At 34.0% G+C, this 19,199-nt stretch carries 26 protein-coding genes and 1 tRNA gene; 13 read left to right on the top strand and 14 right to left on the bottom strand.

Annotated features, from left to right (window positions below):
• Nucleotides 1–40 precede the first annotated feature (40 nt).
• From sufC to NSED_RS02635, 5 genes are all read left to right on the top strand, one after another.
• Nucleotides 41–811, top strand: a complete 771-nt coding sequence (gene sufC / locus NSED_RS02655) for a Fe-S cluster assembly ATPase SufC (RefSeq protein ID WP_014964699.1) — start codon at nucleotides 41–43, stop codon at nucleotides 809–811.
• A gap of 33 nt (nucleotides 812–844) precedes the next feature.
• The gene (locus tag NSED_RS02650; protein WP_014964698.1) at nucleotides 845–1,057 is read left to right on the top strand and encodes a DUF167 domain-containing protein; all 213 of its coding nucleotides are present in this window, start codon (nucleotides 845–847) and stop codon (nucleotides 1,055–1,057) included.
• Nucleotides 1,058–1,102: 45 nt separating this feature from the next.
• Nucleotides 1,103–1,777 (top strand): chlorite dismutase family protein, encoded by a 675-nt coding sequence (locus NSED_RS02645; RefSeq protein ID WP_014964697.1) that lies wholly within the window; start codon nucleotides 1,103–1,105, stop codon nucleotides 1,775–1,777.
• Between the two features lie 119 nt (nucleotides 1,778–1,896).
• Nucleotides 1,897–2,895, top strand: a complete 999-nt coding sequence (locus NSED_RS02640) for an aldo/keto reductase (protein WP_014964696.1) — start codon at nucleotides 1,897–1,899, stop codon at nucleotides 2,893–2,895.
• 7 nt (nucleotides 2,896–2,902) lie between these two features.
• Complete coding sequence (locus tag NSED_RS02635) at nucleotides 2,903–3,241, top strand: hypothetical protein (RefSeq protein ID WP_014964695.1); 339 nt, start codon at nucleotides 2,903–2,905, stop codon at nucleotides 3,239–3,241.
• Here NSED_RS02635 and ahbA read toward each other — a convergent pair.
• Complete coding sequence (ahbA, locus tag NSED_RS02630) at nucleotides 3,238–4,254, bottom strand: siroheme decarboxylase subunit alpha (protein ID WP_026090036.1); 1,017 nt, start codon at nucleotides 4,252–4,254, stop codon at nucleotides 3,238–3,240. The genes NSED_RS02635 and ahbA overlap by 4 nt on opposite strands.
• 102 nt (nucleotides 4,255–4,356) lie before the next feature.
• Between ahbA and NSED_RS02625 the strand changes: the two genes are divergently transcribed.
• The 4 genes from NSED_RS02625 to NSED_RS02610 are packed head-to-tail and all read left to right on the top strand — an operon-like array spanning nucleotide 4,357 to nucleotide 7,591.
• Entirely contained in the window at nucleotides 4,357–5,010 is a 654-nt protein-coding gene (locus NSED_RS02625; RefSeq protein WP_014964693.1) for a precorrin-2 dehydrogenase/sirohydrochlorin ferrochelatase family protein, read from the top strand.
• Nucleotides 5,007–6,272: a glutamyl-tRNA reductase gene (gene hemA, locus NSED_RS02620; RefSeq protein WP_026090035.1), complete on the top strand. Its 1,266-nt coding sequence runs from the start codon at nucleotides 5,007–5,009 to the stop codon at nucleotides 6,270–6,272. The genes NSED_RS02625 and hemA overlap by 4 nt, the downstream gene beginning before the upstream one ends.
• A 30-nt stretch (nucleotides 6,273–6,302) precedes the next feature.
• A complete protein-coding gene (gene hemB / locus NSED_RS02615; protein WP_014964691.1) occupies nucleotides 6,303–7,283 on the top strand; it encodes a porphobilinogen synthase in 981 nt (326 codons plus the stop codon).
• A complete protein-coding gene (locus tag NSED_RS02610; RefSeq protein ID WP_014964690.1) occupies nucleotides 7,280–7,591 on the top strand; it encodes a hypothetical protein in 312 nt (103 codons plus the stop codon). Before hemB ends, NSED_RS02610 begins: the two co-directional genes overlap by 4 nt.
• Here the strand turns inward: NSED_RS02610 and NSED_RS02605 are convergent.
• Together NSED_RS02605 and NSED_RS02600 are read right to left on the bottom strand one after the other, a co-directional pair.
• The gene (locus tag NSED_RS02605) at nucleotides 7,588–8,208 is read right to left on the bottom strand and encodes an HD domain-containing protein (RefSeq protein WP_014964689.1); all 621 of its coding nucleotides are present in this window, start codon (nucleotides 8,206–8,208) and stop codon (nucleotides 7,588–7,590) included. The two genes, NSED_RS02610 and NSED_RS02605, sit on opposite strands and share 4 nt — an antisense overlap.
• Nucleotides 8,209–8,829, bottom strand: a complete 621-nt coding sequence (locus tag NSED_RS02600) for a hypothetical protein (protein WP_014964688.1) — start codon at nucleotides 8,827–8,829, stop codon at nucleotides 8,209–8,211.
• A gap of 183 nt (nucleotides 8,830–9,012) precedes the next feature.
• Between NSED_RS02600 and NSED_RS10910 the strand changes: the two genes are divergently transcribed.
• On the top strand, nucleotides 9,013–9,135 hold the full coding sequence (locus NSED_RS10910; protein WP_016940082.1) for a hypothetical protein: 123 nt from the start codon (nucleotides 9,013–9,015) through the stop codon (nucleotides 9,133–9,135).
• A 44-nt stretch (nucleotides 9,136–9,179) separates the two neighbouring features.
• On the opposite strand, the gene NSED_RS02595 is transcribed toward NSED_RS10910, so the two are convergent.
• Nucleotides 9,180–9,280 (bottom strand) — tRNA-Leu (locus tag NSED_RS02595).
• A 120-nt stretch (nucleotides 9,281–9,400) separates the two neighbouring features.
• Between NSED_RS02595 and NSED_RS02590 the strand changes: the two genes are divergently transcribed.
• Nucleotides 9,401–9,715, top strand: a complete 315-nt coding sequence (locus NSED_RS02590; protein ID WP_014964687.1) for a single stranded DNA-binding domain-containing protein — start codon at nucleotides 9,401–9,403, stop codon at nucleotides 9,713–9,715.
• Here NSED_RS02590 and NSED_RS02585 read toward each other — a convergent pair.
• Nucleotides 9,709–10,314 (bottom strand): hypothetical protein, encoded by a 606-nt coding sequence (locus NSED_RS02585; protein ID WP_026090034.1) that lies wholly within the window; start codon nucleotides 10,312–10,314, stop codon nucleotides 9,709–9,711. The genes NSED_RS02590 and NSED_RS02585 overlap by 7 nt on opposite strands.
• Nucleotides 10,315–10,379: 65 nt before the next feature.
• Nucleotides 10,380–11,066 (bottom strand): coiled-coil domain-containing protein, encoded by a 687-nt coding sequence (locus tag NSED_RS02580; RefSeq protein ID WP_014964685.1) that lies wholly within the window; start codon nucleotides 11,064–11,066, stop codon nucleotides 10,380–10,382.
• Nucleotides 11,067–11,191: 125 nt separating this feature from the next.
• Here NSED_RS02580 and NSED_RS02575 point away from each other — a divergent pair, with 125 nt between their 5' ends.
• Nucleotides 11,192–11,503 (top strand): hypothetical protein, encoded by a 312-nt coding sequence (locus NSED_RS02575; protein WP_014964684.1) that lies wholly within the window; start codon nucleotides 11,192–11,194, stop codon nucleotides 11,501–11,503.
• Here NSED_RS02575 and NSED_RS02570 read toward each other — a convergent pair.
• Complete coding sequence (locus NSED_RS02570; protein ID WP_014964683.1) at nucleotides 11,492–12,160, bottom strand: phosphatase PAP2 family protein; 669 nt, start codon at nucleotides 12,158–12,160, stop codon at nucleotides 11,492–11,494. The two genes, NSED_RS02575 and NSED_RS02570, sit on opposite strands and share 12 nt — an antisense overlap.
• 102 nt (nucleotides 12,161–12,262) lie before the next feature.
• Here NSED_RS02570 and NSED_RS02565 point away from each other — a divergent pair, with 102 nt between their 5' ends.
• Nucleotides 12,263–13,489: a phosphoglycerate kinase gene (locus tag NSED_RS02565; protein ID WP_016940080.1), complete on the top strand. Its 1,227-nt coding sequence runs from the start codon at nucleotides 12,263–12,265 to the stop codon at nucleotides 13,487–13,489.
• Here NSED_RS02565 and NSED_RS02560 read toward each other — a convergent pair.
• From NSED_RS02560 to NSED_RS02530, 7 genes are all read right to left on the bottom strand, one after another.
• Nucleotides 13,482–13,829: a hypothetical protein gene (locus tag NSED_RS02560; RefSeq protein ID WP_014964681.1), complete on the bottom strand. Its 348-nt coding sequence runs from the start codon at nucleotides 13,827–13,829 to the stop codon at nucleotides 13,482–13,484. The genes NSED_RS02565 and NSED_RS02560 overlap by 8 nt on opposite strands.
• A gap of 1 nt (nucleotide 13,830) precedes the next feature.
• Nucleotides 13,831–14,274 carry an iron-sulfur cluster assembly scaffold protein gene (locus tag NSED_RS02555; RefSeq protein WP_014964680.1) on the bottom strand — a complete coding sequence of 148 codons (444 nt, stop codon included), beginning with the start codon at nucleotides 14,272–14,274 and terminating at the stop codon, nucleotides 13,831–13,833.
• Entirely contained in the window at nucleotides 14,271–15,515 is a 1,245-nt protein-coding gene (locus tag NSED_RS02550) for a cysteine desulfurase (protein ID WP_014964679.1), read from the bottom strand. The genes NSED_RS02555 and NSED_RS02550 overlap by 4 nt, the downstream gene beginning before the upstream one ends.
• Nucleotides 15,516–15,518: 3 nt before the next feature.
• On the bottom strand, nucleotides 15,519–15,827 hold the full coding sequence (locus tag NSED_RS02545; protein ID WP_014964678.1) for a Rieske (2Fe-2S) protein: 309 nt from the start codon (nucleotides 15,825–15,827) through the stop codon (nucleotides 15,519–15,521).
• A 4-nt stretch (nucleotides 15,828–15,831) separates the two neighbouring features.
• Nucleotides 15,832–17,229 carry a Fe-S cluster assembly protein SufD gene (gene sufD, locus NSED_RS02540; RefSeq protein ID WP_014964677.1) on the bottom strand — a complete coding sequence of 466 codons (1,398 nt, stop codon included), beginning with the start codon at nucleotides 17,227–17,229 and terminating at the stop codon, nucleotides 15,832–15,834.
• A gap of 27 nt (nucleotides 17,230–17,256) precedes the next feature.
• Nucleotides 17,257–18,657: a Fe-S cluster assembly protein SufB gene (gene sufB, locus NSED_RS02535; protein WP_014964676.1), complete on the bottom strand. Its 1,401-nt coding sequence runs from the start codon at nucleotides 18,655–18,657 to the stop codon at nucleotides 17,257–17,259.
• 106 nt (nucleotides 18,658–18,763) lie between these two features.
• The gene (locus NSED_RS02530; protein ID WP_014964675.1) at nucleotides 18,764–19,183 is read right to left on the bottom strand and encodes an MgtC/SapB family protein; all 420 of its coding nucleotides are present in this window, start codon (nucleotides 19,181–19,183) and stop codon (nucleotides 18,764–18,766) included.
• Nucleotides 19,184–19,199 lie beyond the last annotated feature (16 nt).

The following is a 19,199-nucleotide window of genomic DNA, read 5'->3' as shown; positions in this document are numbered from 1 at the left end:
TTTCGTCGGTATTATATAGAGAATCAGAATAAATCGAAGCATGGCAGTATTAGAAATCAAAGATCTTCACGTATCAAGAGAAGGTAAAGAGATTCTCAAAGGAGTAAATTTGAAAACAGGTCCAGGACAAGTACACGCCATTATGGGACCAAATGGTTCAGGAAAAAGTACACTAGCCTATACATTACTTGCACACCCAAAATACGAAGTTACGAAAGGAGATATTTTGTTAGATGGTGAAAGCATTTTAGATTTAACAGCAGACGAAAGAGCAAAAAAAGGATTATTCCTAGGATTTCAATATCCAACTGAAGTTTCAGGTGTAGGATTCTCTCACTTTCTTAGAACAGCATATAATTCTCTAAGTAAAGCACTGGAAGGAGACAACAGAGAAGTATTCATCACAGTAAGAGAATTTCAAAAATATCTTAAAGAGAATTTAGAAAAAGTGGGATTAAAAGAAGAATTTCTTTCAAGATATCTCAATGAAGGATTTTCAGGTGGAGAGAAAAAACGTGCAGAAGTATTACAAATGGCAGTATTAAAACCAAAAATTTCAATCTTAGATGAACCAGATTCGGGTTTAGATATTGATGCAGTTCAAGCAGTAGCTCAAGCAATCAGCAAAGTTGCAGACAAGGATGCAACAATCATCATTATCACTCACTATGCCAGAATTTTGAAATTCCTAGACAAGTTAGACTTTGTACATGTATTTGCAAGAGGCCAAGTATTGAAGACAGGGGATGCATCACTTGCAGACAAACTTGAAGCCGAAGGTTATGAATGGGCTTTAGAGCAACCAGCATAATCAAATTTAACCAAAACGATTTCCAAAACAATATTGATTTACAAAGTTAAAGTAGAATTTTCTAAAGAATTTTTAGAAATAGAAAAAGATCAAATCAGCATAGGAATAAAATCAAAGCCCATCAAAGGAGAGGCAAATAAAGAGATAGTAAAAAAAATTGCAAAACATTTCAAAATATCAACAAGTTTGGTTCAAATAAAATCGGGGCATAAATCATCAGAGAAAATTATCGAGATTCTAAAATAGAGAATCTAGTTTTTGTTTAAATAGGGTTTTAAAATTAAAAATCATATGTCAGAAGAAAACAATCAGTATTATTTCAATTTCTCATTTTTCAAAGTTGATCCTAAATGGAGATGGATGGCAGATCTTGCAAAAGAGGAATCTGCAAAGGAAGTTGAAAACGTGATTAATAATTCAGGCATCATGTATAGAACATATTCAAATTTAGGATTAAGAGATGATGCAGATTTTTTGATTTGGTTTGCAGCAAAATCAGTAGAAGAGATTCAGAAGGTAATTGAGAAAATATACAAGACAGTTTTTGGAAAATACATCATCCCATCAAGGACATATTTGTCATGCACAAGGCCATCACTTTACGTGCAAGAACAAAAAGCTCATGGTTTTGTTACAGGTACTGAGCCAAAGAAACATGTTATAGTTTATCCGTTCACAAAAACAAGAGAATGGTATCTATTACCAAAAGAAAAACGCCAAGAAATTATGGACGAACACATAGAGGTGAGTAAAAAATACCCACAAGTTGTTCTCAATACAACCTACTCCTTTGGAATTCACGACGAAGACTTTATGCTAGCATTTGAAGTAGACAATATCAGAGATTTTCAGGATCTAATAATGGATTTAAGAGAAACTCAGGTCTCATCATATGTTAAAAATGATATCCCGATGATCGTGTGCGTGAAAAAAGATATCGTTTCAATGATTTCCAGTTTAGGATAGAATTTAAAACAAAAAACATTTTTGGATGAAATATTCTCTCATACACTTGAAAACCAAAATATCAGCGATGCAAATCTTGGATAAACATAAATGATGAAATCCTAAAACAAAAAATAGTTTTGAAGTACAATAAACTGGGAAAAACAGACATAGAAATTTCAGAAATAGGATTCGGAGCATGGGCCATAGCTCTTGATTGGTGGGGCAAAAAGATTGAAGAGGATGAAGCTAAAAGAATGCTCAAAAAAGCATACGATGTAGGAATCAATTTTTTTGAAACAGGAGACTTGTACGGTAAAGGATTAAGCGAGAAACTGATTGGTGAAGTCTTCAAAGATATGAGGGACGAGATTGTTATTTCAACAAAATACGGTTATGATTTTAGCGGTGTTGAACAAATAGGACATAAAGAACTTCCACAAAGATTTGATGAAGATTATACTAGAATGGCATTAAGAAATAGTTTAGAAAGATTACAAACAGATCATCTTGACATGTATGGTGTGCACAATCCAAAACTAAAAGATGTGAGAAATGATTCCATATTCAATCTATTAGATAGTTTTATCGAAGAGGGATCTATTAAAACATACCAAGTTGCTCTAGGCCCGGCAATTGGATGGACACAGGAAGGTTTGGAAGCAATGGATAAACCAAATCTTAGTGCAGTTCAAACAGTTTACAACATACTAGAACAAACTCCAGGAAACGAATTGATGAAAAAAGCGGTAGAAAAAGATGTGGGCATTCTAGTCAGAGTTCCAGAAGCATCAGGAATTTTAACAGGCAAAGTTAATGCAGATACAAAATTTGACGACAATGATCATAGATCAGTGAGAAAAAGAGAATGGCTTAAGGAGTCATTAGAAAAAGTTGAGCAATTCAGACCCATTGCAGAAAGAAACGGATTAAACATTACAGAATTTGCAATGAAGTTTATGATGACCAAGAAAGGATTTGCAACAGTGCTTCCAACTATGATCAGTGAAGAAGAGGTAGTAAATTATGCAGAAATGTCAGATGGAAAATATATTTCAGATTCAGATATGAAAGAAGTTGAAGAATTGTACAATACTTGGCCTTCTTATGAATTAAAAGCAACACCACAAACAAATTAATTTGTAAATGGATGATCCAATAGATTTTGAAAAGACATTAGAAATTATTGAAAGAATGAAGCTTGCCAAAATAGGCAAATACAAAAAATGGGAAACAATCACTAAAAAAATCAAAAATTATCAGAAATTAAATCCTGAAGAATTGAAATATTATTCAAATTTAACGAGAATATACAAGGAGTCAAACGTTACTACTAGAAGTAAGATATACCACATGAAACTCTCAGAATTAGATGAAAAGCCACCATGTAAAGAGTGTGGAGAAAAGTCCCAGTATTATTGCAACATGAATGACCAGTATTTTTGTACAATTCATGTCGTAGGACATGATGAGAATGAATTCTAAGAGGCAGAAATTGCTTCTTCTAAGCTAAAAGAATTTTCTACAAAATATTCTACTCTAGTTTTTTTGAATTCACGAGAACTGAATAGAATTTGGTATTCATCAACGTGGATTTGTTCTTGAATGGTTTTTGCCATTTCATGTGCCTCATCGTGTGTTTTGCAGTGAATCATTGAAAACACATTGTAAGGCCAATCAGAATATGTTGGTCGTTCATAGCAATGGCTTACTTGAGGAAATGAGCCAAGAGTTTCACCAACTTTTGCAATTCTATCTTCAGGTACTTTCCACACAATCATTCCATTAGCTGTAAAGCCAACTTGTCTATGTCTCAAGATAGCTGCAAATCTTCTCATAACGCCAATATCTTCGTAATATTTCATTTTTTCAAACAATTCACTTTCAGTAATTCCAAGATTATTTGCAGCCTTTACAAAAGGCTCATCAATAATTTCCATATCTTTTTGTAGTTCCCGGATAAAGTCTTTGTCTACTTCAGTTGGAACAAATTTAACATTTTTAATTTCTTTTTTCTCTTCACTTGGTGCAACATCATGCTTCTTGTCATCTACCATGTCAAGTTTAACACCAATTTTGAATAATTGCAAAGTGGGAAGCATTCTTACTTTTTTAATGCCCTTTAAAATATTGAATTTTTCAAGCTCCTCTTTCAAATCAGCACCAGGAGGAACAGCCAAAGTAAACCAGAGATTGAACTGGTGATCTCTTTCATAATTATGACTAACACCAGGATGACGATTGATTTGATTAGCAACATATTCTAATTTATCATCTTCAATTTCCATAGCCACAAGTGAACTAGTATAGCCAAGTTTTCTTGTGTCGAAAATTGCACTTAGTTGTCTTAAAACTCCAATTTCTTTAAGTTGGTTTAATCTATTTTTAATGTCTTCAGGAGTGGTATCAAATTTTTTAGCAATGGCATCAAATGGTCTTGTTACAAGTGGAAAAGTCCATTGAATCTCATTTAGAAGTTCTTTATCAGAGTCATCCATAGAAGTCAATAATTCAAGAATCTGCCCATTCAATTAAAAATGTAGCTGGGATTTCATGCGTTGATTTTAATACATAAATAGAAACCGAAGTCCTTTTGATCGATGATAGTTGACCTGAATCTCCAAGATAAAAAAATAATTGTCATAGGGGGAGGAAATGAAGCCCAGAAGAGAGTCAATTCTATTATTAATCAAGGATGCAACATTACAGTAATCAGCGATTCAGTAAATTCACAAATTAGCAAATTATCCAAAGCCAAAAAAATTACATTAAAAAAACAAAAAATTTCAGATACAAAATTTCTTTCAGAACTTAAACCAAATTTAGTCATCACAACAACAAATGACAGAAAGATTAATCAAAAAATCATCAATGATGCAAAAAAGGAAAAGATCATGGCATACAGTTCAGACAATCCTGATGACAGCGACTTTTCAAATCCGGCCATAATTGATTTTGAAAATATGATTCAGATTGCAATTTTTACTGGGGGAAGGAGTCCTGCAATGTCAAAGAAAATCAAAGATAGATCAGAGAAATTATTCAAAAAAATCATCACCAAAGAAGATATTGCTCAAATTAAGATCCAAAATAAGATAAGAGATATGGCCAAAGAGACAATATCTACTCAAGAACAAAGGAGAGAATGTCTACGTAGTATCATAAGTGATAATGAGATTGATCAGTTAATAAAAGACAAGCAGTTCAAAAAAGCTGAAAAGCGAGCTATCACAATATTGAGGAATTGGAAATGAATCAAAATATTATCAATGCACGTGTAACTTTTCGTAACTCACCAATTCACATTCTTGAACAATTTACGATAAAAGACATAGAAAAAGCATATGAGCAATTCAAAAAGCAATCAGGATTAGATGAGTGTGTGATTATTCAAACGTGTAACAGAATAGAATTATTTGGAAAATCCAAGACCCATGATTCAGATAGAATTAAAAAAACATGGGCAGCAATTACTGGGCTAGAAGAAGAAGCATTTAATGAAAACATAGAATTTGTTGAAAATCAAGAGGCTCTGCATCATTTGTTAAAACTAACCTCAGGATTAGACTCGATGGTGTTAGGTGAAGAGCAGATTCTAGGTCAAATCAAAAAATCTATCACTTCTGCAAGAGAGGTAAAAGCATCAGGGCAGCATCTTAACACATTATTTGATAAAGCAATCAGAATGGGAACTAGAATTAGAAATTCAAGTGGAATTGGCGCAGGTGGAATTTCAGTAGGTTCCATGGCAGTAAAGCTTGCAGAAGAAAACATTGATGAGTTAAAAACAAAAAAAGTCTTGTTAATTGGAACTGGAGAAGTATCTACGTTAGTTGCAAAATCATTGCAAAGGCGAGGTTATGCTTTTGATGTAACTAGTAGAACAATTGGAAGATCAGAAACATTTTGTGAAACAATGGGCGGAAATCCAATAAAATTCGAGGAGGTTCTTTCAGGATTTAATAACTATGATGTAATATTTGTTGCAACAACTGCCCCATATTTTCTTGTAACAAATGACAGAATCACAGAAGCCATGAAAAATAAAAGTGGAGGAATGATGATTTTGGATTTATCAAACCCCAGGACAGTAGATGAAAAAGTTGCAACGATTGGAGGAATCAAATTGATGAATTTAGATCAAATTGCAGAAATGGTAGAAAAAAACATGAATGCACGATTAAATAAGGTCAAAACCGTTGAAAATATAATTAATGAAGAAGTATCTGTATTAGAAGCCTCAATGAAAAGATTAGAAGCAGAACCACTTGTTACTGACGTATTCAAGAACATAGAGAATCTCAGAGAAAAAGAATTGCAAAAAGCACTTCAAATGCTCGATGAAAAAGATGAGAAGAAAATTAAGATTATTGAAGAATTAACAAAAGCAGTTGTGGAGAGTATCGTATCAACTCCAATGAATAACATTAGAAAAGCATCAGAGCAAGGGAATCCAGATGTTGTAGAGTTGGCCAGTAAACTCTTTGACTATAAAAAACAAAATCAAGTAGACTAGGATTATATTTTACCTAAAGAGAATTTCATCATGTCATTTCCTACCAGACGTCTTCGTCGACTGAGAACATCTGAAAAAATGAGAGAATTGGTTCAGGAAACAACTCTGTCTCCGAAGGATTTCATTTGCCCAGTATTTGTTCAAGAGGATTTGGATGAAAGAGTCAAGGTAGAATCAATGTCAGAAATTGAGAGATTGTCATTAAAGGATGTAAACGATGAAGTAAGTACAATTATTGATTTAGGAATTCCTGCAATCATGCTTTTTGGAATTCCAACTCAAAAAGATGAAGCAGGAAGTTCAGCTTTTGACAATAATGGAATTGTTCAAAAAGCAATTTCACAGATAAGAGAAAAATTCGGAGACAAAATAGTAATCATGGCAGACGTTTGTCTATGCCAATTCACATCCACAGGACACTGTGGAATAATTCAAGGGAATAAAATTGATAACGACATTAGTTTGGAAACACTTGCAAAAATTGCAGTCAGTCAAGCAAAGGCAGGAGTTGACACAGTATCACCATCAGCCATGATGGACGGACAAGTTGCAGCCATACGAAAAGCACTTGATGATGAGGGATTTACAGATGTTTCAATAATGTCACATTCTGCAAAACATCGTTCAAACTTTTACTCACCATTTAGGGATGCTGCTGAATGTGCTCCAAAGTTTGGAGATAGAAAGACATACCAAGTTCCATTTACAAATGCAAGAGAAGCAATGATGGAAGTTGAGACAGATATTGAAGAAGGGGTTGACATTGTAATGATAAAACCTGCATTATCATATTTGGATTTAATTGCCGAGACTAGAAGAAAATACAATATTCCAGTTTCAGCTTATAGTGTATCTGGAGAATATGCTCTAGTAAAAGCTGCATCTCAATTAGGATATGTTAATGAGAAAGACATCACATTAGAAATTCTACATTCAATCAAAAGAGCAGGAGCAGATATGATTGTGACATATTTTGCAAAATCAGCTTCAAGATTCCTTCAAGAATCATGAGAAACGACGAACGTTTTGAGATTCAAAGAGCATTTGATTTAATGCCACATGTAATTGGTGCAAGCTGGACTGCAGTTTGGTTTCGAATGAAAGGAATCAAAAAGCCAACAAGAGAGGAATTTCGAGGTAAAACCATAGAATATTTGAGACTGGTTGAGCCTGTCTTTGACTCTTATCCAAAAGAGGGAGAATTTGCAGAAATTAACAAGTACATTGAATTTAGAAAAAACGAAGAATATGAGAAAATCAAAGCAGGTGAAAATAAAGAGATTGAAACTAGATACGACAGATATGTCGACTATGGCTAAACTTCCTGGCTGAGTTGTTTTAGAAATTCCCTAAGTACTTTAGTTCGCTTTTTTGCTTCAATTTTACCCGATTTTGTGTTCATTAGAGATTCTAGTTTTAGCAATTTTTGATAAAAATGGTCCACAGTCCATATCTTATCATTGGGGATTCTTGTTTTGCAAAAAGGATCATCGATATTGTAAAAAGGTCTTTTCAGAGAACCGCCTGTGGCAAAAACTCTTGCAACACCTATTGCACCAATAGCATCTAGTCTATCAGCATCTTGAAGAATTTTTCCTTCAAGTGTTGCAGGTTTTTTGTTTTGTGAAAAACTATGATCACGTATTGCATCGCAAACTATCATAATTTCTTCTTTAGTAAAATCATATTTTTTTAAAATTTGTTTAGCCTTTTTTGCACTATGAATTGAAGATAGTTTGGAACGCTTGTCAGATTTTGGATAAGACACTATATCATGTAATAGTGCAGCAGTAAGAATTAATTTTTCATTTGCTTTTTCTTTTTTACATATTTTTTGAGCATTTTTGTATACTCTCATGACATGTGCAAAATCATGAGCAGAGTCATTGTCCATGATTTTTTCTACCTCATCTTTAATGGAATCAATTGCTTTCATTTAGAATCTCCATATTTTTGGTTTGACAAATTTGAGTTTTCTTTGAGTAATTAAAAGAGTCCAATTAACGGATGCAAAAAGAACAATCAAGCCTATACCTGCACCGTCAATCAATAGAATTCCAGTCAATCGATCCTCAAATATCTCTAAGAATGGAGTTAAAACTGCATCGCCAAAGTAAATCATAACAATATATGAAATTGTTCTACCAAACCAAAACCCAACATAAATGCCCAAATTTTTTGCACGCATTAATCCATATGCAACAAACAACATGTTACTTGGAAGGGGCGTTGCGCCAAATAGAAAAGATGCAATAGCATAGCCATATTTTTTTTGGTTCAGATATTCCCCAATTACGTCAAGATTGGTTTTTTGTTCTTCTGCGATAAATCTTCTAAACAGAACGCTGATTTGTTTTAAAATAAATCGTCCAAGCGTAGCAGCTGTAGCTCCTACCACAGCAAGAATTACAACATTCAAAGTTGGATCAAGCAAGTAAAAAGAAGTTAGAATAATCCAGCTTGGAGGCATTAGTATTGGAGAGGCATTTATTCCAATTAGTACAAGGAAAATTCCAAAATATGAAAATTTTCCAAAAATTTCAAAAATATCGAACATCTTTCAAAAAACATACTACTTTTTTGTTTCTAAACCCTTGGATTTCCAAACAGTCATGAAAAAATGTGATTCTGATCTAAAAAATTATAAAAATTACATCTTTTTTGAAACAATGATTATGTATTGTAACAAATTGGATCAATCATGCAATATCCTTATAAGTAATTTATGCCTAACCTAAACATGTCCGAGATGGTTTGGAAATGTTTTAGATGCAATCTATCTTTCAAGGACGATCAAGTTGCTGAGATGCACAAGGAAATTTCAGAACATTCTATTACAAAAGTAAAAGCAATTGTTGCATAATTTCAAAAATTTCACCAAAATTTGAGATTTTAATTAAAATTTAGTGCAGAGGGTGGGATTCGAACCCACGAACTCCTGAGAGAAGGGATTTCCAATATCGTGGATCTTGAGTCCCTCTCGGTTGACCGGGCTTCGATACCTCTGCAATGAGATTGAGTATTGACCGATATTTCTCGATTGCTATTTTGGTAAATCCATAATCTGATCTGTCATTTTAGTAATTTTTTAACAAAGCTTATAATCGTGCAAAAGGGACTCAAAAATAATGTCAGAATTCATACCAATTTCCGAAGCAAAAAAAATGCGAAGCGGAGTGAATGTTGAAGCTGTTGTTAAAAGCAAAGGAGACGCTAGAACTGTTAATCTCAAAAGTGGTGGAACAGTAGATGTTTGTGATGCAATAATTTCTAACGGCGAAACTGAAGATGACCAAATGAAACTCACATTGTGGGGCGACGACATCAAAGCAGTTAATGTAGGAGATAAAGTTGTCATTACTAATGGATATACTAACGAGTTCAAGGGTGAAGTGTCCTTAACCAAAGGCAAATTTGGTAAAATGGATATTAATCCTCAATAATTTCTTTTATCATCTAAATTATTTTTCATATCAACTAAAACTATAATTGCACCAATGATTGCAATAATTATTCCTAAAACAAGTAAGAATCCAGAAATAAGAAGAGGTACAATCATCATCATTGCAGGAGAATCAGGATTAGACAAAGCATCGGAATTTTCTGGATCTTCAGAAAACATCAAAATAACATTTACAGATCTTGGACCAGTATTTTTAATTTCAAAATTTAAAGTATCAGATTGTGTAATTTCCAATGCTTCAAACAAAATAGGGTCAAACATCACAAATTCACCATAATCATCTCCAAAAATATTTGAAATTTTAATCAACAATGCATCCCCAGAATTGTAATCAATGATTTGAATTCCCCAGAGTAAAGGAGCATTAGATGAGGATGTATTGTATGACACATATGCTAATTCACCAGGCATAATCTGAATTTCATTAGTTACCTCATCAAACATTCCTTCAAACATAGCAGCCATAGAAAGATCATTAGGTCCAGTAATGTTTGAAGGTACAGTAGAAACAGCTACAATGAGAGAAATTCCAACCAAAACTAAACCGACAACTGTGATAATTAACCCACGTTTTTTCATTTTAAAAATCATAATGGAATCTCAATTTTAATGCTATAGAAAATTTTTGAAATATAAATTACAGACTATCGACGTCTAGGTTTCTTTTTAGATGCAGTCTTTTTCTTGGTCAAAGATTCTTTTAATTTTGAAAATGCTTTATCTAATGATTTTTGTATAGATTCTTCTTTTTTGGTTTGTTTTTCTATTTCTTTAAGAAATTTTTGTGCTGCTTTGTGACTTGCAATCTTTGTTTCACGTAAAGATGGTTTTGATTTGGTTTGTTTTTGTATTTTTGACGCAATTTTTGATTTAATATCAGAGAAATTAGATACATCGTCGGAAATCTTTTTTGCAGTTTTTTGTCTGTTTTTAATTTCCTCGATTAGTTCATTTACACGATCCTTTAATGAGTGTAATCTAGCCTCAGCATTTTGTTTTTCGACAGGGTTTTCAGCAAATTCAATTTCTTGCTCAGCCTGCTCAATTGCCTCTTTTTCTTTGGTCAACCTCTCTTCTGCAGCAGCTATTAATCTACCAATACTTTCCAATTGAGAATTTTTTTGAAGTAGAACTGTTGAAACATCGGAAGATTCTTCTTTTTCTGATTCTATTTTTTTGTCAAGAGAATGTAAACCAGATAATGAACGTTTTTCAGCAGAACGAAATTCCTTAAGTTGATTTTCAGCTTTTTTGCGAAGCTTTGTTGCTTCTTGTTTCTTTTGACGTAATTGAGTTACGAGTTTTTCTAATGATGCCAATGATAGAATCATGATAAATGGGTCGGTTAAGTTGTGGATATAATCATGATTTGACTTTCATGTAAAGAAAATTGACTTAATTTGATCGCCAAAAATGATTTTTTAAAAAATATTAGTTAAAAGAAATTATCATTATCATGGAATTTCACCCAAAAGATTTACCGATTTCTAAGACATATGATCTAAAAGATGAAAAAGATGCAAGTATTGCAGTTGAAGACATGGTCAAACTTGGATTTAAAGGAAAAAAAGAAGGCTATAGAGTATTAATGCCTAAAGAATCAAAAATTGCAAAAAGAATCGGGTATTCCGTAACAACAGGTATTACCACGGGACTCAGACAGAAAAACGAAGACAGAGATATCAAATACTGGACATATCATCATGACAATGATCATTATGCAATAGTTTTGATTCACAGGGATAATGTGCCAGATTTAGAATTTTGATTTATCAAAAATTTTGTAAAGTTTTGTTCTCTTTGCCATCACTCCAGATAACATAATCCCAATAACACTTCCACCAATCACATCCATCGGATAATGTTCCAGAACATAGAGTCTGCTCAATGAGATCAAAACAGGATACAAGAACATCAGATATGCTCCACGGGGGAATCTCTCAGATAGAGCATATCCCAAAATAATTGCAAATATCATGGATCTTGCAGCATGGCCAGAAGGATATGATGCATCATACCCACCCTCACAGAACAAGGCAAAGGTATCTTTGCTAACAGGCACAGGGAATTGGACTGCATTATATTCAAAGTCAGGCCTGTCCCTATCAACACCACATTTGACATATCCAGTGAGTAATGTGGAAATCACAATCAAAATCATCAAAGTAACTCCAACCCGACGGGTTTTTGGAATTATTAATACAAGAATTGCAAAACCAAGCATCCACAAAGCCTCACCACTTTCTGTGATAGATTGCATGATGAGATCAATTGTAGGATTTCCAACATGTTCAGAGAAAAACAAAATTACATTTTGATCAAAACTTTCTGTAATTCCAAAATACACAATTGCAGTAAGAATCAGAAATAAAACAGTGAGTAAAACAAATGAACGAGACCTGATGTCAAAAAGCCAATTTTGCAATTAATTAAACCTCAAGCACATGTCTTTTAATTTTTGTCAGTAGATAAGTTTTGAAATGGAATTAGGAAAAAGATTTCTGATCGGCTTAAAGAATTTAACCAAGTGGGCAATAGACAAGTCGTGAAGGTACTCACACTAGATGATTTTGACCTAAAAGGTAAGACCGTTTTTTTGAGAGTCGACATGAATTGTCCAATTGATCCCGAAACACTTGAGATTTCAGGCATTAGAAGAATTGAAGAGGCAGCAGAAACTCTCGACTCATTAAAAGAATCTAAAGTGGTCATAGGATCACATCAGGGAAGAGTTGGAAATTATGAATATACAGGAATGGACAAGCATGCCAAGGTTCTTGAAAAAGTAACAGGTAGGCAAATAAAATATGTGGAAGACACTATCGGCGAAGCTGCACAAAATGCAATTAAGAATTTAGAAAATGGTGAAATTTTGCTTCTAGACAATCTAAGATTGTGTGCCGAAGAAAACTATGAGTTCACCCCAGAGAATGCAGCCAAAACAATCATGGTTTCTCGTTTATCAAAATTATTTGATCTTTGCGTTTTGGATTCATTTCCTAGTGCACACAGATCACATCCGTCAATAGTAGGATTCCCACAAGTTCTTCCAGCATGTGCGGGGAGAATTGTTGAAAGAGAGGTGAGAAATCTTGATGAAATAATGACAGTTGCAAAAGCACCTCACGTTATCGTTTTAGGAGGCTCAAAAATTCCAGACAGACTAGAGGCAATAAAATTACTGATTCAGAATGGCAGGGCAGACCATGTTCTATTAACAGGATTAATTGGAAATGTATTCATGCGTGCGCAAGCTAGAATCAAATCGCCTTTAGGAATTAAACGAGAAGACGAGGTTGTTGCAAAAGCTCACTCATTAATTGGGGAATACCCAGATGTCTTTGCAACACCAGTAGATATTGCAATTGATAAAGATGGTTCAAGAGTCGAGATGGATGTGAGAGAAATGGGTAAGGGAGATAAAATATTTGATTTAGGGCCAAAGACTGTAGAATATTATTCAAAATTAATTGCAGGTGCAGGAACTGTGTTTATCAGTGGACCTGCAGGATTTTTTGAAAAAGAAAATTTCAGTTACGGAACAAAAGCATTACTTAATGCAGTTGCAAACTCTATGGCAACAACAATTGTTAGTGGCGGACATCTCACTACTGCATTAAAACAGCAAGGTTTGGCAGATAAAATTAATCATATCAGTACAGCTGGAGGAGCATTGGTACTTTATCTTACAGGAGAAAAACTACCTATGATTAAAGCTCTAGAAGATGCTGCAATAAAATACAAATCTAAATAGACGATTTGCAATCAGTGTTAGGACAAATTCTTTCTTCAGAAGTTCCCAAATAGATGTCATTGCCACATGCATTACAGCGTAATTTTTCCATAGGATCAAATAATTTCAAATATATCGTAGTAAAATTTTGTGCAATATTTCTTGCTAGTCCAGAATCACACAAATCGTTGAAAAGAGATTCAGTGTCATCAATTATCCAAGAAGGATCCAAGTCACCATTTGCTTTTAGCATCTCAAAAATTTCATCATTTGTAAAATTTGTATCAACATTATTGAATTTTTCAAAGATAATTTTTCTGATTTGAAGTGCAATTGGAACAGTAGGCGTAAAACCACTCATGCTAGTACAGATTTGCTGCCTCTTCTTTTAGTTTGTCCACATCTTCATTATCTTTTAGATTCTTACCAATGTAGGTATAAAGCGCAGATTTGAGTACTTTCAAAGAAAGCAATGCACATTTTATTCTAACAGCTTGTAAATGTTCAAGACCTAATTCACTTAGAACATCGTTTTTTTCAATTGCCCTTGCTTCGTCAATACTTTTGCCTTTTGTAATTTCAGTTAACACAGAAGAGCAGGCCATGCAAATTGCACATCCTTTTCCATGAAATTTAATATCAGTAACTTTGTTCTCATCAATTTTCATGTCAATGTCAATACTATCACCACATAATGGATTTGAGTCATGAAATGTTACATCATGATCTTCAATTTCTCCATAGTTAATTGGATTTCTTGAATAATCTACGATCATTTCATGGTAAATGTCTGCATTGCTACTCATAATTTGAACACCTTTGCCACAATATTTAATGAATTTACCAGAATATCAATGTCGTGTTTAGTATTGTAAATGTAAAAGCTGGCCCTAGATGTTGCAGCAACATTTAGTCGTTCCATCAACACTTGTGCACAGTGATGACCTGATCTAACTGCAATTCCTTCTTCATCAATAATTTGAGCAACATCATGAGGGTGAACATCTGCAAAATTAAATGAAATAACACCACCACGTTTTGAAATATCTTTTGTTCCATAGATATGAAGTCCTTTAACTTCAGATAATTTTTCAATAGCATATTTTGTTAATTCAACTTCATGTTCTCTGACATTATCCATTCCAATTTTATTGAGATAGTCAATTGCAGCACCCAAGCCAACAACATCTGCAATGTTAGGAGTACCTGCTTCAAATTTGTAAGGCAAATCATTCCAGGTAGTTTCATATTTGTGAACTTCTCTAATCATATCACCACCACCATGAAATGGACTCATTGTTTCAAGTACTGATTTTCTAACCCACAAAACTCCAATTCCAGTAGGTCCTAACATTTTATGGCCAGAAAATGCAAAAAAGTCACACCCCAATTTTTCAAGATCAACTTTCATGTGAGGTACTGCCTGTGCACCATCAATTAGTGTTAGAACGCCTGCGGCTTTACACTTTTCAATAATTTTTTCAGCATCAGTAATGGTTCCAAGAACGTTCGACATCAAACTAAAAGTCACAAGCTTGACTTTTCCGGTTGCCAAAATTTTGTCAAGATCATCTAGAATTAGTTCACCATTATCATCCATTCCAATGTACTCTAGTTTGGCATGCTTTTCTTGAGTTAGAAGTTGCCATGGTACAATGTTACTATGATGCTCATATTCAGTGGTAACAATAATGTCACCTTCTTTGATGTGAGGTCTTCCCCATGCATATGCAACTAAATTAATTGCTTCAGTAGTTCCACGAACAAAAATAATTTCTTGTCGATTTTTTATGTTAACAAAATTTGCAATTTTATCTCTTGTTGCCTCATAAGATTCTGTAGCTTCTTCTGCTAATGCATAAACTGCTCTATGGATATTTGCATTGTGATTTTGATAGTAATCGGTGATAGCGTCAATTACTTGATTTGGTTTTTGTGTAGTAGATGCATTATCAAGATAAACTAGTGGTTTGTTATCTCTAACAGTTCTTTTTAAAATTGGGAAATCATTTCTTAAATTTTCAAAAAGAGATTCTGTACTTTGCATGTTTTAAAGCTCCACGTAAATTTCATTGGCGTCTATTTTAACATTGTATACTTTGAGAGGAGTTTCAGCAGGTAAATTTTGGGGTTCACCAGTTGCTAAATTAAAAACAGAAAGATGTAATGGACACCTAACTCCTTCATCACTTAGAAATCCAGTGGACAGATCAGCATCAGCATGAGTACATATCAAATCAGTTGCATGAATTTTTCCCTTGAGATTTGCTATGAGAAGTTTTTTGTCTTCATGAACAAATCCGAAAAGTTGACCTTCTTTTACCTGCTCCACATTACAAGCCTTAATCCATTCAGACAAAATATCACCGATACTTGTAGTGTTGCTCCATTTCAGAGTCTTCGTTATAACGAGTCTCTTCAATTTCAACAAATTTAGCTAATTCTTCATCAGTGTTAATTGTAAGTTCTTTGTTGTCCCATTTGGATTCTATTAGATATGCAATCCATGCTCTAACTTGGAAAGACATTTTTCTTGAGAGGGGTTCTAAGAAACCTTCAACGATTGTTCTTTCAGCCTCCTCTTGACTAAGGCATCTAGTTTTCAAATAGAAGATTTGTTCTTCATCAATTTGTGCAACAGATGCAGAGTGAGTGGCCTTTACATCATTAGTGAAAATCTCCAATCCAGGAATTGCATCTGATTTTGCATCTTTATCTAATAAAATAGAACGGCCAGACAAAAACGAGTTTGATTTTGCAGCATTTTCCTTGATTCTAATCATCCCTTTGAAAAGAGATTTTGATTTATTTCTGAGAATTGATTTTTCAACAACTCTACCTTCAGTTGCAGGACTTTCATGATTAACGTTAGTTTGAATATCAAATGACTGTTCATTGTTTCCAAAAATTACTTCAGAATCATTACATGATGCACCAGTTCCATTTAGGAAATATTCTATTTTGTATCGGGACAACATTGAACCAAATAATCCAGAATACCAATTTACTTTAGCATCTTGAGCCAAGTCTGTTCTTCGCGTAGAAAAGACTACAGCGTGTTGATCAATCATTTGTAGTGTTGTAACATCAAGTTGTGCGTTTGCACCGAGATGGGTATTCATTAATTCAAGATATGCTTGTTGAGTTTGGATATTTGGAGAGTATATCTCTTGTACAATTGTTGCTTTGCTGCTTTCATCTGCAAAGATGACATTTCTAGAAATTGTAGAATGCCCATCCTCAGAAAGACAAATCATAAAATGAATTGGTTTGTCCATTACAAGATTACGTGGAATGTGAATAAATACACCTGAATTAAAGGCGGCATTGTTTAATGCTGTAAATTTATCTTCTCCAGATTTTGAGGCCTCTAGTGCTTTTTTTACCAATTCAGGATTGTTTTCTATTGCATCAGAAATAGAAGAAATCACCAATCCTTTGGATTTTAAATCTTCAGGAAGATTGATTTTGTGAATATTTGTTCCAACTTGAATAATACAGATTTCATTTTCTAACTCGCCTAATCTTTTTGTTAAGAAGCTAGGAATTGTTTCTGTAGTAGTAGTTGAAAGAGTTACTTTTTCAGGGTTCATCTTTTTTGCATCAGTGTATTTGTTGTAAAGGGGAGACGTTTCAATTGGCAATCGATCATAGATGGATAGTGAATTCTTTCTGTAATCTTTTAGCCAATCAGGTTCATTTCTTGATGAGGAGATCTCATCGATGGTGGTCGTGTTGAGTTTGGATAGTTCTTGAGACATGGTTAATCAAAATTAGGTTTTGGGATTTTATCCCACAGAGTCATCCATCTCTAGTTTGATGAGCCTGTTTAGTTCAACAGCATATTCCATTGGCAATTCTTTTGTAAATGGCTCCATGAAACCGTTGACAATTAGAGACAATGCTTCTTCTTCACTAAATCCTCTAGTCATCAGGTAGAAGATTTGTTCATCGCCAATTTTTCCAACAGTTGCTTCGTGAGTAATTGTTGCATCTTCTTGATTAATTTCCATGTAAGGATAGGTATCAGTTTTTGATGTATCGTCTAAGAGTAATGCATCACATCTCACAGTGGATTTTACACCAGTAGCACCTTTTGCTACGTTTAGCATTCCTCTGTAAGTGGAACGTCCATCTAGTCTACTTACTGACTTTGATGTGACTTTAGAAGTAGTATTTGGTGCAAGATGAACCATTTTTGCTCCGGTATCTTGGTGTTGTCCTTTACCAGCAAAGGCAATAGATAGTGTTTCACCATAGGCTCTCTCACCCATGAGATAGACTCCAGGGTACTTCATAGTTAGTTTACTGCCAATGTTTCCATCAATCCATTCTACTGTTGCACCTTCATATGCATAAGCACGTTTTGTTACAAGATTGTAAACGTCAGCACTCCAGTTCTGGATTGTAGTGTATCTTAGTTTTGCATCTTTGAGTGCAACTAATTCGACAACTGCAGAATGTAATGATTCTGAAGAATATACAGGAGCAGTACATCCTTCAATGTAATGTACTTCTGCACCTTCATCTACAATGATCAATGTTCTTTCAAATTGACCAATATTTTCTGCGTTAATTCTAAAGTATGCTTGCAGCGGCATGTCTACTTTGACACCAGGTGGAACGTAGATGAAGGAACCACCACTCCAAACTGCACTGTTTAATGCGGCAAATTTGTTATCCTCGGGAGGAATAATTTTTCCAAAGTATTTTTTAAACAACTCTGGATGTTCATGAAGGGCTGCGTCAGTATCTAAAAAGAGAACGCCTTGTTTTGCCAAGTCTTCTCTTAAACTATGGTATACAACTTCAGACTCATATTGTGCACCAACACCTGCTAAGAATTTCTTCTCAGCTTCTGGAATTCCAAGTTTGTCAAATGTGTTTTTGACATTTTCTGGAACGTCATCCCAGCTCTTTTCTACTTTGTCAGAGGCTTTTGCATAATAGTAAATATTTTGAAAATCAATTACACTGAGATCCCCACCCCAAGTTGGCATTGGTTTTTTCATAAAAATTTCATAAGAACGTAATCTAAAATCAAGCATCCATTGTGGCTCATTTTTCATTTTACTAATACTAATTACAGTTTCCTTAGACAGGCCTTTCTTGCTAAGGTGAACATACAATTCTGTAGAGTCTTTAAAATCGTATTTTGAATAATCCATATCTAGATTTTCAGCAGTCATGTTCATCATAACCCCGTTATATTATAAATACATGAGGAAAAATAGGCACAGCTAAATAGCTTCAGCTAAACCTTAGTAAAAAAAATTAATCAAACATAATAAAGGATTATTCCATATGGGATTTTTTTTCAAATCGACCTAACTGTAAAATTGCAAAAATGAGAACAGAGCTAACTACAGCAATAAAGTATTCTCCAATACCAACACTTAGACCAATTCCTGCAACTACCCATAATGTTGCAGCACTGGTAATTCCTTGAACATGTCCTTTATGTGCAATGATATTACCTGCGCCAAGAAAGCCTATTCCAGCTACAATTCCTGCAGCAATACGTGCAGGTTCAACATCAAATGAAAGTGAACTAACAGTAAAAATCGTAGCACCTAAACTTACAAGCATATGTGTTCGTAATCCTGCAGGCCTATGTTTTAATTCTCTTTCAAATCCAATCATGGCACCTAACCCAACTGCAATTAATAATTTTAAAACTATTTCAAAATCAACAATTCCGAATTCAAATACCACACATTGAACATACAAA

The organism is Candidatus Nitrosopumilus sediminis (assembly GCF_000299395.1).
Classification (GTDB): domain Archaea; phylum Thermoproteota; class Nitrososphaeria; order Nitrososphaerales; family Nitrosopumilaceae; genus Nitrosopumilus; species Nitrosopumilus sediminis.
This window is presented reverse-complemented; position numbering and strand designations above follow the sequence as displayed.